The sequence below is a fragment of the Fictibacillus sp. 18YEL24 genome (assembly GCF_015903855.1).
GTDB classification, from domain to species: domain Bacteria; phylum Bacillota; class Bacilli; order Bacillales; family Fictibacillaceae; genus Fictibacillus; species Fictibacillus phosphorivorans_C.
In genome coordinates, this window is sequence record NZ_JACZDT010000002.1 from 345,855 (window position 1) to 359,391 (window position 13,537).

General features: G+C 41.4%; 15 protein-coding genes and 1 riboswitch. Of the genes, 12 read left to right on the forward strand and 3 right to left on the reverse strand.

Annotated features, from left to right (window positions below):
* The first annotated feature begins 52 nt into the window (after positions 1-52).
* Positions 53-1,000, forward strand: coding sequence for a nucleoside hydrolase (locus HU823_RS07175; RefSeq protein ID WP_197221587.1), 948 nt, complete (start codon positions 53-55; stop codon positions 998-1,000).
* A gap of 149 nt (positions 1,001-1,149) precedes the next feature.
* Here the strand turns inward: HU823_RS07175 and HU823_RS07180 are convergent, their stop codons facing one another.
* Positions 1,150-1,320, reverse strand: a complete 171-nt coding sequence (locus HU823_RS07180) for an aspartyl-phosphate phosphatase Spo0E family protein (protein ID WP_082861519.1) — start codon at positions 1,318-1,320, stop codon at positions 1,150-1,152.
* A 255-nt stretch (positions 1,321-1,575) separates the two neighbouring features.
* Between HU823_RS07180 and HU823_RS07185 the strand changes: the two genes are divergently transcribed.
* Positions 1,576-3,549, forward strand: coding sequence for a methyl-accepting chemotaxis protein (locus tag HU823_RS07185; protein ID WP_197221588.1), 1,974 nt, complete (start codon positions 1,576-1,578; stop codon positions 3,547-3,549).
* 128 nt (positions 3,550-3,677) lie between these two features.
* On the opposite strand, the gene HU823_RS07190 is transcribed toward HU823_RS07185, so the two are convergent.
* Entirely contained in the window at positions 3,678-4,238 is a 561-nt protein-coding gene (locus HU823_RS07190; RefSeq protein WP_197221589.1) for a transposase, read from the reverse strand.
* A 387-nt stretch (positions 4,239-4,625) separates the two neighbouring features.
* Here HU823_RS07190 and HU823_RS07195 point away from each other — a divergent pair, with 387 nt between their 5' ends.
* The 10 genes from HU823_RS07195 (at position 4,626) to HU823_RS07240 (ending at position 13,205) form a co-directional block, all read left to right on the forward strand.
* Complete coding sequence (locus HU823_RS07195; RefSeq protein WP_231607382.1) at positions 4,626-5,216, forward strand: spore coat protein; 591 nt, start codon at positions 4,626-4,628, stop codon at positions 5,214-5,216.
* Positions 5,217-5,396: 180 nt separating this feature from the next.
* Complete coding sequence (locus HU823_RS07200) at positions 5,397-5,690, forward strand: YhdT family protein (protein WP_197221590.1); 294 nt, start codon at positions 5,397-5,399, stop codon at positions 5,688-5,690.
* Positions 5,687-7,126 carry a sodium/pantothenate symporter gene (gene panF / locus HU823_RS07205; protein ID WP_197221591.1) on the forward strand — a complete coding sequence of 480 codons (1,440 nt, stop codon included), beginning with the start codon at positions 5,687-5,689 and terminating at the stop codon, positions 7,124-7,126. The genes HU823_RS07200 and panF overlap by 4 nt, the downstream gene beginning before the upstream one ends.
* Positions 7,127-7,296: 170 nt before the next feature.
* Positions 7,297-7,379, forward strand: a riboswitch (cyclic di-GMP riboswitch).
* A 34-nt stretch (positions 7,380-7,413) separates the two neighbouring features.
* Entirely contained in the window at positions 7,414-7,896 is a 483-nt protein-coding gene (locus tag HU823_RS07210; protein ID WP_197221592.1) for a hypothetical protein, read from the forward strand.
* Between the two features lie 87 nt (positions 7,897-7,983).
* Positions 7,984-8,718: a YdcF family protein gene (locus HU823_RS07215; RefSeq protein WP_197221593.1), complete on the forward strand. Its 735-nt coding sequence runs from the start codon at positions 7,984-7,986 to the stop codon at positions 8,716-8,718.
* Between the two features lie 15 nt (positions 8,719-8,733).
* On the forward strand, positions 8,734-8,910 hold the full coding sequence (locus HU823_RS07220) for a hypothetical protein (protein ID WP_197221594.1): 177 nt from the start codon (positions 8,734-8,736) through the stop codon (positions 8,908-8,910).
* Between the two features lie 138 nt (positions 8,911-9,048).
* Positions 9,049-9,381 carry a PadR family transcriptional regulator gene (locus HU823_RS07225; RefSeq protein WP_197221595.1) on the forward strand — a complete coding sequence of 111 codons (333 nt, stop codon included), beginning with the start codon at positions 9,049-9,051 and terminating at the stop codon, positions 9,379-9,381.
* Entirely contained in the window at positions 9,378-10,148 is a 771-nt protein-coding gene (locus HU823_RS07230) for an HAAS domain-containing protein (protein WP_197221596.1), read from the forward strand. Before HU823_RS07225 ends, HU823_RS07230 begins: the two co-directional genes overlap by 4 nt.
* A 175-nt stretch (positions 10,149-10,323) precedes the next feature.
* Positions 10,324-11,208: an ATP-binding protein gene (locus HU823_RS07235; protein WP_197221597.1), complete on the forward strand. Its 885-nt coding sequence runs from the start codon at positions 10,324-10,326 to the stop codon at positions 11,206-11,208.
* Between the two features lie 65 nt (positions 11,209-11,273).
* A complete protein-coding gene (locus HU823_RS07240) occupies positions 11,274-13,205 on the forward strand; it encodes a vWA domain-containing protein (protein ID WP_197221598.1) in 1,932 nt (643 codons plus the stop codon).
* A 52-nt stretch (positions 13,206-13,257) separates the two neighbouring features.
* Here HU823_RS07240 and HU823_RS07245 read toward each other — a convergent pair whose 3' ends face one another.
* Positions 13,258-13,449: a hypothetical protein gene (locus HU823_RS07245; RefSeq protein WP_137791032.1), complete on the reverse strand. Its 192-nt coding sequence runs from the start codon at positions 13,447-13,449 to the stop codon at positions 13,258-13,260.
* Positions 13,450-13,537 lie beyond the last annotated feature (88 nt).

Consider the following 13,537-nt stretch of genomic DNA (forward strand, 5'->3'; position numbering starts at 1 on the left):
GTGCGGTCTAACTAATAGGATAGAACAAATGCCTAAAAAGGGGAACTGCACGATGGGACAAAAAGTTCTGTTCTTTGGTGATGCTGGAATCGACGATACGATTGCACTAGCTTATGCTTTTTTTAGCGATGAAATAGATATTGTTGGTGTTGTGGCCGACTATGGCAACGTATCAAGAGAACAAACAGTATCGAATGTGAAATTTATAGCTAAAACATTTAACTTTCCGGAAAATGTTAGAGTTATTGGTGGAGCAGAAGTTCCGATGACAGGGGAAAAACCAACGTTTTATCCAGACGTGCACGGCGTTTATGGATTAGGGCCCATTGATCCTGGTATATCTGAAGGATTCATTGAAAACTTTTTTGAAATTGTAAATTTGATCGAACAGTATCAAGATGAACTAATTATCGTGAATGCGGGCAGGCTTACCTCTCTGGCTACGATGTTCATTTTGTTTCAATCGCTGATGAAAAAAGTAAAAGCGTACTATATAATGGGCGGAGCGTTCTGGGTGCCTGGAAATGTAACGCCAGTGTCTGAAGCGAATTTTTATGGAGATCCGATCGCGGTTAGAATCGTGTTAACGTACGCCAAAAACGTGACAATCATTCCGTTGAATGTTACCGACCGGGCCGTTGTCACTCCTGAAATGGTGAATTATATTGATTACAAAGGTAAGATGCCCATTCTAAAACCGATGCTCGATTTTTATTACAATTTTTACAAAAGCAGAAACCCTGATATCCTAGGAAGTCCTGTTCATGATGCGATTACGCTGATGGCTTGCATAAGAGAAGATATGTTCACTTATAAGTCGCTTCCGGTACATATTGTGATTCAAAATGGCAATACGGCAAGAGGGCAGAGCATTGCCGATGTTCGGCCTTATGCGCAGTTTGCGGATGATGAAAAAAGGCACCGAATCGCGTTTGATTTTGATTATAGCTATTTCTTCCGAGATTTTATGAGTATCATGACAGGTGAGACGTTTTCGTAGCGTTAGTTTAGAATCGCGGAAGGAAGTTAGGGGTGTCAGGTTCCGTTCTGATAAAAGGGAGAAAGGAAGAATCAGTGTCATAATAAAAAACCGGTGATTCTACGAAACGTACGAACACCGGCGTAACTTTAAATGATAGTTTTATGTGATTAAGCGCAATTTTTAATTTGATCTAGTTTGTTTAGCTTTTCGTCTAGTATTTGGCTCAACTGAACAAGAAGCGGATCTGCAAGACTATTAACCTTTTTACTTACCTCATACATGGTCGTGCGAATGGCGTCTATCTCTGTAGTTAAGACAAGAGCATTGCTTCGGCTCATGGTCCATTCCCCCTCTAATATAATAACCACTTCTGCACCATTAATATCGGTAAATCTTGTAAATATTATATACCATATTTTGTGTCAAGTCTATTATTTTTTTACACATATAGGGGGACAGACCCCCTACAATTACACTTTTGCGTGTTTTGTACTACTCAGGTAGACAAGTTTTGCTCTAATTCTGTAAAACTTTGTAGCTTTCTGTCGATATACTTTTTGCTGCCTAGTAAAAAGTAACTGCAGGAGGAAGAAATGATTAAAAAAAGTCTACAGAGGCAAATTCTTGTGCCCTTTATATTGCTCATTATTATGACAGGGGTCGTGGTGAGCGGAGTTAGTTATCTGTTCAGTAAGAAAACTACCGTTGAAAATTCATCAGAGAATACATCTGAGCGTATGCATGATCTAGATGAGACGCTCAACGGTTTTTTGAAAGATAACGCAAATTTTGTATCGGCATATGCAGATTCCGCTACGATTAAGCTTCATGCAAAAGGAGATAGCCCTGACTATATCATCTCTAAGTTTGAAGACTATCATCTAGCAAATGAAGCGATCATGAACAGCTATTTTATTTCAAATGATAAGGAAGTAGTCATGTATCCGATTCCTGCATCACCGGTTGAGGACATGACATTAACGCCGTGGTATCAACAGGCAACGAAGGATCCTACTAAAGTGTTCTGGACAGATCCTTTCATTGATGAAGCGACAGATCGTCCGGTTGTAAAAGCTGTGAAGGCCGTTGAGTACAGCGGGAAAATCGTGGGAGTAACAGCGATTGATATCGCAGTAAATGATATCTTAACGCTAATGCAAAACGTGAAAATCGGGGACACCGGTTATGCTCTTCTCATCGATAACTCGGGGAATTATATGGTTCATCCAGATGCAAAAAAGCTGGGGAAAAGCGCAACAAAAGAATCTTTTTATAAAGCTATTACTAAAAAAGATGGAACGTTAACCACAAAGATCAATGGCGAAGAGAGAGTGGTCAGCTATACCAAGAACGACACAACCGGTTGGAAACTAGCAGGAACTGTAGCACTAAGCGAGTTTGAACAAAAGGCTACTGTTATTCTATTCCCGATTGGGATTGCTCTACTGGTCACTCTTTTAGTGGCGGCCATTATATCGGTTTTCGTTTCAAGAAGAATTACAGTACCGGTGAACCAACTGAAGAATGCGATGCATGAGATCAGAAATGGAAATCTCCAGGCGAGCGTTTCTATACAAAGAAAAGATGAGATCGGTGAACTGGCTGCAAGCTTTGATGATATGTCTAACCAGATGCGAACGTTAATTAGAGAGATGGCTCAGATTACCGATCATGTAACGGACGCGTCTCAAACGGTCGTTGCGAGTGCAGAAGAAAATTCAGCTTCCGCACAAGAAGTTTCAACTACGATGCAGCAGATCGCAGCAGGCTCTTCTCATCAAGCAGAGTTGATGGATCAGAATGCAAAAGCGGCGAATGTGCTGGCTGAGCGTATCGGTACCGTTCATGCACATGGCGAAAGAATCGAAAAAGCAACAAAACAAATGAATCAAGAATCATTGAACGGCGTAAAAAAGGTGAGCGTGCTAAAAGAAAAGTCTCTGATGACAACAGAAATGACAAAAGAGATGATTTCTTCTATTAAAAAACTTGATGAAACATCTGGCAGCGTTCAACAGATCGTTCTAACGATCAGCGATATAGCAAACCAAACGAATTTACTAGCATTAAACGCAGCAATCGAGGCAGCTAGAGCTGGAGAGTCTGGAAGAGGGTTTGCAGTCGTAGCGGATGAAGTAAGAAAACTTGCAGAGCAGACTGAGCTTTCCTTAAAAGATATCAGCTCATTGATCACGGATATGCAGCAAGTAACGGAAAACACCGTCGGACAAGTTCAAGAAGCTGCAGCTCTCATTCTTTCACAAAGCGTAGCGGTGGAAGAGACAGAGCAAAGCTTTACCGCGATCTCTACTGCAGTTAAAGGGAATGCAGAGGCATTAAAAGACGTGATTCAGTCTGTTGACGAAATGACGATGCAAAAGGATGTACTCCTTGAGAATGCGTCTCATATCTTGGCGATCACGCAAGAAACAGCTGCTGGAACAGAAGAGGTATCTGCTTCAGCAGAACAGCAATCAGCTTCGATGGAGCAGTTGAACCATCTAGCGGATCAGCTCGAACAGTACGCTGAACAGATGCGCAACCACGTCCAGCGGTTCACATTCTAGGGGTCTGACCCCATACAATTACATTGTGCCGTATTTGTCTTTTCCAAAAAGACAAATACGGCTTTTTCTTTGCTATAACTGACTTTTGAAAAAGGAAAGAGTGTATTTTTACATCTAGAATAAAAGGCTTAAAGTTCTACAACAGGGGTAATTTTGCTCTCCACATAATCTCTGTACTGAGATTTCGAATGGTTAAACTGTTCAAGAAGGGTTGAGGTGTGTACAAAAGGGCACACCGATGGGGTTACATAATAGCGGTAACTGCTCCATTGATATTCAAGAGGGTACATGACCAAGTCAGCAGAAACAGGGTTCAAATGAATGTAGCGGCTAGTATCTAGTAAATGTGATCGATCTTCGATCAATTCTGCTCCATAGCGACCTTGAAACACATGTCCAGTGAGTTCATATTTCTTGTTGAAATACATTGCGTACGTTTCATTTAATTCTTTCATGAAATCTCCAGGTGGGGACTTGCTGCATAAAATTTGTAAGTGAGTGTGGTTTGTCATGAGGCAATACGAGAAGAGCTCGACATCGTGCTTTTTAACACAGTGACTTAAGATCTTTAAATAGCGGTGGAAATCCAAATGGGAATAAAAAAGAGGTTCCCTGCGATTTCCGCGAGTAGTCACGTGATAAACAGCATCTGGATACCAAATGCGAGGGGATCTAGGAATGTTTTTCACCTCCTTTCAATCGTAACTTTATTATAAGGGTTGAAAGTGAATCTGGGAAATGGGGACTGACCCCAAAATATTTATTTCCCTTGTTGTTTTCAAGCAAAACTCCTATACCAATTTTGAAATGCAAACGGTTCGAAACTTGTCTTTTTAGAAAGGTATCCATTTTTAGCGAATAGGACCTCTTGAAAATGTCGAACTTCGTCTCTTCATCAGACTTTCTATCATATTTCCTCGGAAATTATTAATAAGAAAGAGAATAGAGTATTCGTTTCTACATACAATAACCCCGTATTTTATAAATCGGAGGTATGTATGATGAATCAAGATCCAAATCAACAAAGCATGAATCCTCAATCCGGGAACAACAATCCTGAATTTAACCATCTAAACATGCAGACTGGACAAGTGCCTGCTCAGATGAACCATGGTGGACATGAGATGTTTGATGTTCATGAGATGCTAAGTGGTATTGTTGGAACATTGAACTTATATACACTCTGTAAAGGACATGTTCAGGATCCTGAGCTCAAAACAATGCTCAATCGTCATTATCAGCACATTACAAAAGAATATAACGCGTGTGTACAAGCTTTTCAGACAGGAAAAGATCCAGCAATGCGTACAGAATCATACAAGATGGCTCAAGATAATGATTTTGTATATGGTTTGAAACCTGCACAACCCGTTAAACCTATTCAAAGCGTTACAGAATTAAACGATCAATCTGTATCTACTCTAATTCTAGGAACATTAAAATCGAATGCTTCCCTAAGAGGAATGGCAACACTCGAAGTTACAAATCCTGTGCTTAGACGAGTATTGGCAGATGGGATTCCAAACTGGATCGAGATGGCATATGAATTGTCGATCTGGCAGAATAAGAATCATTATTACCAAATTCCTCAACTGAACCAACAAGATATGACGAGCATGCTTGGTGCCTACGCTCCATCGACTCAAGCACAGCCACCACTTCAATAATAATGATTTAACGAGTACCTAAAAGGTGCTCGTTTTTACTTTTACACATACTAAAACAGGGATATCATGAGAAGAAATAGAAAATTTCATAAAGTCTAAAGGACTCGACAACAAGAAATGAATTTGCCATAGTTATGAGTGGACTTATATTATGTACTGAAACTCCAGGGGGTTAAGGAAATGAAAAAGGGAACAGACTGGCGGTACCGTGTATCGAATAGAGAAGCCATCATGGGTACAGTGCTCGCCATTTTGAACTTTATCTGGTGGTATGCGTTCGCTTACGGCCTTGGCGGACGTCCTATTAAAGAATACACATACATACTTGGCTTTCCAGCTTGGTTTTTTTATAGCTGTATCGTAGGATTTGTTGTTTTTACTATTTTAGTTTGGATTATGGTGAAGTTTTTCTTTAAAGAGGTTCCGTTTGAACTTGATGAAACGAGCGAGCATGAGGAGGGAGATGTCCGATGAATTGGGATGTGATTCTTCCTTTAGCCATTTTTTTGATTTCAGTGTTCATGGTAGGTATTTATACATCTCGGCACATTAAAAGTGGACCGTCATTTTTACAAGATTACTTTTTAGCAGGCAGAGAACTTGGAGGTTTTGTGCTTGCGATGACAATGGTTGCAACATACGGAAGTGCCTCGAGCTTTATTGGTGGACCTGGTGCAGCCTATCAATTAGGTCTAGGTTGGGTGCTGCTCGCCATGGCACAGCTTGTGACAGGGTATTTCACACTAGCTGTACTTGGTAAAAAGTTTGCCATCGTTGCACGAAAGATTAACGCGGTAACTTTGATTGATTTTCTAAAAGCGCGTTATGAGAGCAAGTGGGTTGTTATTCTATCAGCACTAAGCATTGTCGTTTTCCTATTTTCTGCAATGGCTGCTCAATGGGTAGGCGGGGGACGGTTGATCGAATCGTTTACTGGTGTATCGTATACAACAGCATTATTCATCTTTTCAGCTTCTGTCCTTGTGTATGTTATTGCAGGCGGATTCCGAGCCGTTGTGATTACTGATGCTATACAAGGAGTCGTAATGGTAATCGGAACCGTCATCATATTGGCCGGTACGATTATCGCAGGTGGGGGCATTGAGAACATCATGAGCGAGTTAAGAGCGGAGAACCCGAACCTTATCACGCCTTATGGTTCTGATCAATCGCTGACACCTCTTTACGTATCATCATTTTGGATTTTGGTCGGTGTTGGAGTCGTAGGCTTACCGCAAATATCGGTGAGAGCGATGAGCTATAGAAATGCAAAAGCGATGCATCGAGCGATGATTATCGGAACGTTCGTTGTAGGGTTCATCATGCTAGGTATGCATCTCGCTGGTGTGTTCGGAAGAGTGGTGCTGCCGGGGATCGAAGTACCGGATAAAGTAATGCCGCTTTTAGCACTCGAAGTATTGCCAGGGTGGTTAGCGGGTATTGTTTTGGCAGCCCCTTTAGCTGCCGTGATGTCAACGGTTGACTCCGTGCTCTTACTCGTTAGTTCTGCAATTATTAAAGATGTGTACATCAATTACATCAAACCAGATGCCGAAGAGCAATTTGTGAAAAAGTTGAGCTTTGGAATAACAGCGGTTGTCGGACTGAGTGTATTCGCTATGGCGATCAACCCGCCTGATTTATTAATCTGGCTGAATCTGTTCGCGTTCGGAGGATTAGAAGCAGCATTCATATGGCCGATCGTTTTGGGGCTATATTGGAAAAGAGGAAACGCAAATGGAGCGATCGCCTCATTGATCGTAGGGGTAGGATCCTATATGTTCCTTCACCTTTACTATCCAAATCTATGGGGCATGCACACGGTAGTGCTGCCGATCTTACTATCCTTGATTGCCTACATTGTGGGGAGTTTCACAAAGGGGGTCAGACCCCATACAAATACATTCTAGAAGCCAATGTCCACACTCGGTGGACATTGGCTTCTTTCATTTTACTCTCTCTTTACACACTAACTCTTTACCACAATAAAATACTAAAAAAACAATTTATAGTAATATCTTACTAAATACCCATTTACAGAGAATGTGGCTGGTGTTAATTTTATATCAGAATATAATTAGATAAGTGTGGAGCTGTGAAGGTTATTCTGTATGTGGGCGCTTGGAATAACTGAAGCTAGTAGCGCAACCGACCGCTTTCTTTATTCGTTCTTTAAATAAAGGAAGGGGTATTTATTATGGAAATTTCACGTAAAGAAAAATTCAGCGCGAAGAAAAAGGCAGCTAAGAAATGGCCGAAGATTGTTTTAGCGACTACGATTGCACTTGGTGTTGGAGGAACGACAACATTTGCAGCAAAACCAAATCTTGCAGACTATCTCTACAACCATGTCATGTCTCTAGTTTTTAAAGGCGATATAAATAATGAATTGCAAGACCAAGAAAAAACACTTGTAAAAGATTTAAGCAATAACATCTCTAACATCTTTAGCGGAGCTAAAAAAGAGCTTGAAGATGAGAAAAAGCAAATTGTTAGAGAGAAAAAAGAAGAAATCCAAACGCATTACAGAAATGAAATGGCTGAAGTAACAAAGAGAAAAGAAGAAGCTTTAGCAAAGAAAAAAGAAGAGATGAACACAGACGCTTCGAAATCAACGACAGAGATAAAAAAAGATATCTCAGAAAAAATCGAGAGAGAATTAGAAAAAAATACAAAATAACGGTTAAAGAGCGGAATCTTCATTCTCCGCTCTTTTCCTTTTTCTGATATCCTAGAATATAGAAAATCTATGAACGGAGACAACACTATGAAAAAACTATTTCTAGCGCTCGGAATCCTCTTTGCTGTATACGCAACGGCCATGCTCGTTCAAACGACCAACATGGATATGGGACTTGCGGTTTTTTTCTTGTTAGGTGCTCTTTTTCTCGTCCTTTTTTTCCGCTACAACACAGCTATGAAACTATTTAACACGTACAAAAAAACGACGCTGACCCTCTTGATTACAACCATCCTTTTTGCAGCAACGCTAGAAACTCTTATTTTAACATCCGCGAACACTGATCCAGAGAAGGTTCCTTCCGAGATAGATTCGATCCTCGTACTTGGTGGAGGAACGAAGAATAATCGACCAGGTGCCGTACTGAAAGGTCGACTAGATCAAGCTCTTGCCTATGCAAAGGAACATCCAAACGTTACGTTCATCGTAAGCGGTGGTCTTGGCTTTGGTAAAACAACGAGTGAAGGGTCTATCATGAAAAATTATCTCGTAGAAAATGGCATCGAAGCGGATCGCATTCAGATTGAGGAAAAAGCAACGAGTACATACGAAAATCTTTTATATACAAAAAAGATGATACAACCAGACGATCAGCTGCTCATTGTAACGAGTGATTTTCATCTTTTTCGAACAAAGATGATCGCCAAGCGTGTTGGCATTGAGGCGGAGGGGCTTGGTTCGCCGTTGAGAATTTCTTCTGTTCCACAAGCACATGTTAGAGAATATATGGCAATCATAAAAAGTTACTTTACTGATAAATAGAGGAGGGCGGCTTCTATGAAGAAAAATAAGTATCATTGCTGTGCGACGTGTATCAATTTTAAGCCTGAAAAAACGATTCAAGGGATGCGCTATTATTGTGTGCGTCTTGGATATGATACGAAACCAGACTATCAGTTCAATTGTTGGGAGCCGAAACCGCATGTGGTAGAGCTCATGAATAAGGAAGAATAAATTTTGGAACAATTTAACACAAATACCTTGCATTACAAGTTAGTGGCGCATATACTAATGATATATCTTGTTATGCAAGGGATTCTTTTTTTACCCATAACCCTTGTAATACAAGATAGTGAAATGAGGTGTAGCCACATGTCGAACACTCAGATGTTAAAAGGAATTCTCGACGGCTGTCTATTAGCAATCATCAACGAAGGTGAAGTGTATGGCTATGAGCTAGCAGAAAAGCTAGAATCATACGGCTTTCAACAGACGAGCGAAGGAACGATCTATCCACTATTAATACGCATGCAAAAAGAAGAGCTAGTTACCACCACGTTAAAAAAATCAACGGCGGGGCCAAGACGCAAATATTATTCGCTTACGCGTAAAGGCGAGGAAGAACTTCAAGCATTTATTGAAAGATGGAACCAACTAAGCCATTCGGTCGATCACATTTTACAAAAGAGAGGAAGCGGAAAATGAGTGCGCTAAAACATACGTTAACAGCTGAGAGCCAGGATTTCTTAGATAACCTTAGACTCTATTTATTTTCGAGTGGAAAAAAGGATGAAGAGGTGAAAGAGATCGTAGAAGAATTGGAGGATCATTTGATAGAAGCAGAAAAGCGAGGAAAATCAGTCTCTCACATCATCGGCCATTCGCCAAAAGCTTATATGGAGCAGCTTTCAAACGAAATGTCATTCGATTTTAAATGGATCTCTTATCTCCCGATCATTGTTCTCGGTGTTTTCGCCTATATTTTGCTAGGCGATTCGATGAGAGGGGGCGTGCAATTCACGTTGCTTCAAGTGGTTGGTTATCCAGCGGTTTGTATCATACTCGTGCTTTTTTATTTAAAGATGTTCAAATTTTTAGCAAGCACAAAGCTTTCAAAAACTAAGACGATTATCACCACTTTTATCTTAGGAAGTTTGCCGATTTTGTTCTTTTTAGCTCTTCTGTTTGCAAACGATGCGTATAAAACTCCGGTTGTCATAAAGCTTGGAGCAACAGGAAACATCATTGCGGCACTCGTTGCGATCGCCATCTTTTTAGGAATCTCTTTATGGAGCAAAACCTGGTTCACAATCGTAATACCAACCATGCTTTTCCTACCAGAATTTTTAATCAGTCTAACCTCATTTGAAAAAGAAACGAAAGCCATTTTAACAATAAGTGTGCTGTTTGTAACGCTCATTATCTACAACGTATATACATTTAAAAAAGCAAAAAAAGAGAGCCGAATTTAGATGATCGGCTCTTTTCTCTGAGTAAAATGTGTTTACTAAACAACGTACTTGCACTGAAAAAGCTTACAATGTTACATTGTGTAAGGCTTTACACAGCAAATAAGTGGAAATACTGTTGATAGATGAAGTGATTTTTAACAAAAGTGAAATCACTCATAGAGAAAGGAAATTTGATATGAATCTCCAACTTCCGATTGAAATAAAAGAAAAACTGCAGCAAGATGCAGCGAAACGATTAGAAAATTTACCAACTGAATATAAAGAATTAATTGGGGAGCAGGGATATACAGCGCCTGACGCAGCATTGATTGAGGATGCGGTGATCGCACTTGCTCTCGGAAAAAATGTACTGCTGAAAGGACCGACGGGGTCAGGAAAGACAAAGCTTGCAGAGCTTCTTTCAAACGTGTTCGGACAACCACTGCACCAAGTTAACGCCTCTGTCGATCTTGATGCAGAAGCGCTTCTTGGTCATAAGACACTAAGTTATAGCGAGGGAAAACAGGAGATTGAGTTTATTCCTGGGCCAGTTACAAGAGCTGCAGCAAACGGGCATTTTCTCTATATAGATGAGATCAACATTGCAAAACCTGAAACGCTACCGATTCTAAACGGAATGCTCGATTACCGTCGTACAATCGCCAACCCATTCACAGGTGAAGTGGTAAAAGCGCAGCCTGGTTTCAATGTCATCGCAGCAATCAATGAAGGATACATCGGAACGGTGCCTTTAAACGAGGCGTTAAAAAACCGTTTTGTCGTGATCGAAGTGCCTTACATTCAAGGTGATACGTTAAAAGAAATGCTAAAAAACCAATCTCAGCAAAAAGACGAGGATGTATTATCCAAGTTTGTACAGCTCTCGTCTGATTTGATCGGGCAGGCGAAAGCGGGTCATCTGTCTGAGGATGCAGCATCTATCCGTGCGTTACTAGATGCGGCAGACCTCTCTGTTTACCTGCCGGCGAAGCGTGCCATTCAGCGCGCCATCGCAGACAAGCTTGAAGATGCGCGCGAACGCGTCCTCGTTGCTAACGTTGCCGCAACCCTGTTCGCGTAAGCTGGGAAATGGGGTCAGACCCCATACAATTTATTTCCCACGACGATTTTGGAGGTTTTCCCTAGATGAAATTCCTAGTATTTGCGGATACGAAGATCGATTCTTTTGTTCACATGCAACTGATCGATCTTTCCCGCTCACTCTCAAAAGTGGATAAAATGGACGTTTCGTTCTCGTATCACTCATACCTCGAACGAAACAGCGGCGTCACACACGTTAGTCAGTTCTGGAACCCATACCCGCGCGAAATTCAGCTGGAAGGCTGGAAATCTGACGTGTATTTACGCAGTTATGGTACTCAGTTTCACACGGTCGACCAAGTGATCTGGGATACCTTGAAGCAGTTGAAATCTCATCCGCACCGTGAATTTCTCAAACAAGTCCTTCTCTTTGCAGAAGACTATCGGTTAGAACAGATCTGCGTGAGCGACCGACCGGGGATGAAGCATGCTTTTAAGCTGCGAAAAGAAACGTTTCAGGTTCACTACAACCGTGAGTACCGAAAGCATATTCAACAAAAGCGTACACTTGATGCGCTTTTTTGCCATATCATCCTTTTAGCGAACAAACGATTTGTAGCCGTGCCACAAGAAACGCAAGATGTCTATCAAGAACTGCGATCACTTTTAACAAAACTTACAACGGCAAAATCGACGGAAGATATCGCGGCAATCATCATCGAGATGGCTGCTATCACACAAAAATATACAAACTTAAATGATATGAAAACCGCATACCGCAGTTTTAGCGATCCATCTCCAAACAACAATTCAAACGGCGAAACCGATCAAAACTTCGACGACCTCACTCGCAACAACGAAACGAAAACGAAGAAAACGATCACGAAAGATGAAGATTCAGACAAGGATAAAGACGATAAAGAAAAAGAGTCTCATTCTTCTTGGCATGATGAAACATCTGATCCGCAGGATTCATTTTTACAGATGGATCTTGATCAAGGGACAAACACAGACCTGTTAGGAGAAGGTGCGAGGGAAGCAGAGAGTGGTGACGCGGTGTTCGGATCGGTTCAAACGAGCGCTAAAAGTACAGACAACAACGACTTCGACACCCAAAACGACCATGAGGCTGAAACCGACAACAACCAAAATGGTTCCGACTCTGCAAACCACTTTCCATACGGAGAGGTGAACAAAAATGTAACCGAGCATTTTGTGCCAGCGAAACCGGCAACTCTCGACGAAATTGCTCAGTATGACGAATACAATCAAGAAATCGCGCCATTCGTTTCGCAGCTGCAACAGAACTTTTTAAAAACGATGGAGCACAAGCGTACAGCACCAAGAGAAGATCTTCACTTTGGAAGACTCGGAAAGAAGCTTACAAGACTCGTAACCGATAAGAATCCAAGACTTTTCCGTAAAAAACAAGAATCTCAACAAGAACTCGACACGACGTTCACGCTCCTCGTCGATTGTTCGGCGTCCATGTTCAACAAGATGGAAGAGACGCAAAAAGGAATCGTGCTTTTTCATGAAACGTTAAAAGCTCTTCGGATACCACATTCTGTAGTTGGCTTTTGGGAAGATGCAGCAGATGCTTCAAGTAACGATCAGCCGAACTATTTTCATGAAGTAATCTCCTACCGCAATTCATTGCATCAATCAGGAGCACCGATCATACAGCTCGAGCCACAAGAAGATAACCGTGACGGGTATTCCATCCGACGTATGGGTGAAGAACTGGCCAAACGACCAGAGCAGCAAAAGATTCTGCTCGTTTTCTCAGACGGTGAACCCGCGGCTTTTGATTATGAATCACATGGAGTACTCGATACACACGAAGCGGTCACCCGTACACGAAAGCTCGGAATCGAAACGATCGGTATGTTCATCGCGAACGGAGAGATCACAGAGGAAGAAGAGAAGTTGATGCAGAACATCTATGGACCGCAAAACGTAGTCGTGCCAAGCGCTTCAGAACTTGTCGACTATCTCATGCCTGTTCTTCGAAAGTTGCTTTTCAAATCGCTATAAAACGCCAAAACGCCTCGGGCAGCTAACCCCGAGGCGTTTTTTTATGTATGTATCAATATTCCAGTAGCTTCAGCCAAGCAAAGATCACTCCAACAAACCCTGTATAGCTAAAGATCCTAACAGACCATTCTGGTAAGGTCGTCCTAAGCAGGCTTGAAAATATGCCGACCACAACGATCGCGGCAAGTAAGATGTAAATGGAAATGATATCGAACGGAATACGAAAAGACAGCCATTGTTCCATCGCCAAACCTCCTAATAAGGATAATATCGGTCAAAATGCCTATACATTAAGAACAAATCACGAAAAAGCCGAATTTTATGTGTTCGAA

Excerpts from the sequence above, each read along its gene's own strand:
- HU823_RS07175 (WP_197221587.1), top strand. The coding sequence starts at position 53 with ATGGGACAAAAAGTTCTGTTCTTTGGTGATGCTGGAATCGACGATACG.
- HU823_RS07180 (WP_082861519.1), bottom strand. The coding sequence starts at position 1,320 with ATGAGCCGAAGCAATGCTCTTGTCTTAACTACAGAGATAGACGCCATT.
- HU823_RS07185 (WP_197221588.1), top strand. The coding sequence starts at position 1,576 with ATGATTAAAAAAAGTCTACAGAGGCAAATTCTTGTGCCCTTTATATTG.
- HU823_RS07195 (WP_231607382.1), top strand. The coding sequence starts at position 4,626 with ATGCAGACTGGACAAGTGCCTGCTCAGATGAACCATGGTGGACATGAG.
- HU823_RS07200 (WP_197221590.1), top strand. The coding sequence starts at position 5,397 with ATGAAAAAGGGAACAGACTGGCGGTACCGTGTATCGAATAGAGAAGCC.
- panF (WP_197221591.1), top strand. The coding sequence starts at position 5,687 with ATGAATTGGGATGTGATTCTTCCTTTAGCCATTTTTTTGATTTCAGTG.
- HU823_RS07210 (WP_197221592.1), top strand. The coding sequence starts at position 7,414 with ATGGAAATTTCACGTAAAGAAAAATTCAGCGCGAAGAAAAAGGCAGCT.
- HU823_RS07215 (WP_197221593.1), top strand. The coding sequence starts at position 7,984 with ATGAAAAAACTATTTCTAGCGCTCGGAATCCTCTTTGCTGTATACGCA.
- HU823_RS07220 (WP_197221594.1), top strand. The coding sequence starts at position 8,734 with ATGAAGAAAAATAAGTATCATTGCTGTGCGACGTGTATCAATTTTAAG.
- HU823_RS07225 (WP_197221595.1), top strand. The coding sequence starts at position 9,049 with ATGTCGAACACTCAGATGTTAAAAGGAATTCTCGACGGCTGTCTATTA.
- HU823_RS07230 (WP_197221596.1), top strand. The coding sequence starts at position 9,378 with ATGAGTGCGCTAAAACATACGTTAACAGCTGAGAGCCAGGATTTCTTA.
- HU823_RS07235 (WP_197221597.1), top strand. The coding sequence starts at position 10,324 with ATGAATCTCCAACTTCCGATTGAAATAAAAGAAAAACTGCAGCAAGAT.
- HU823_RS07240 (WP_197221598.1), top strand. The coding sequence starts at position 11,274 with ATGAAATTCCTAGTATTTGCGGATACGAAGATCGATTCTTTTGTTCAC.
- HU823_RS07245 (WP_137791032.1), bottom strand. The coding sequence starts at position 13,449 with ATGGAACAATGGCTGTCTTTTCGTATTCCGTTCGATATCATTTCCATT.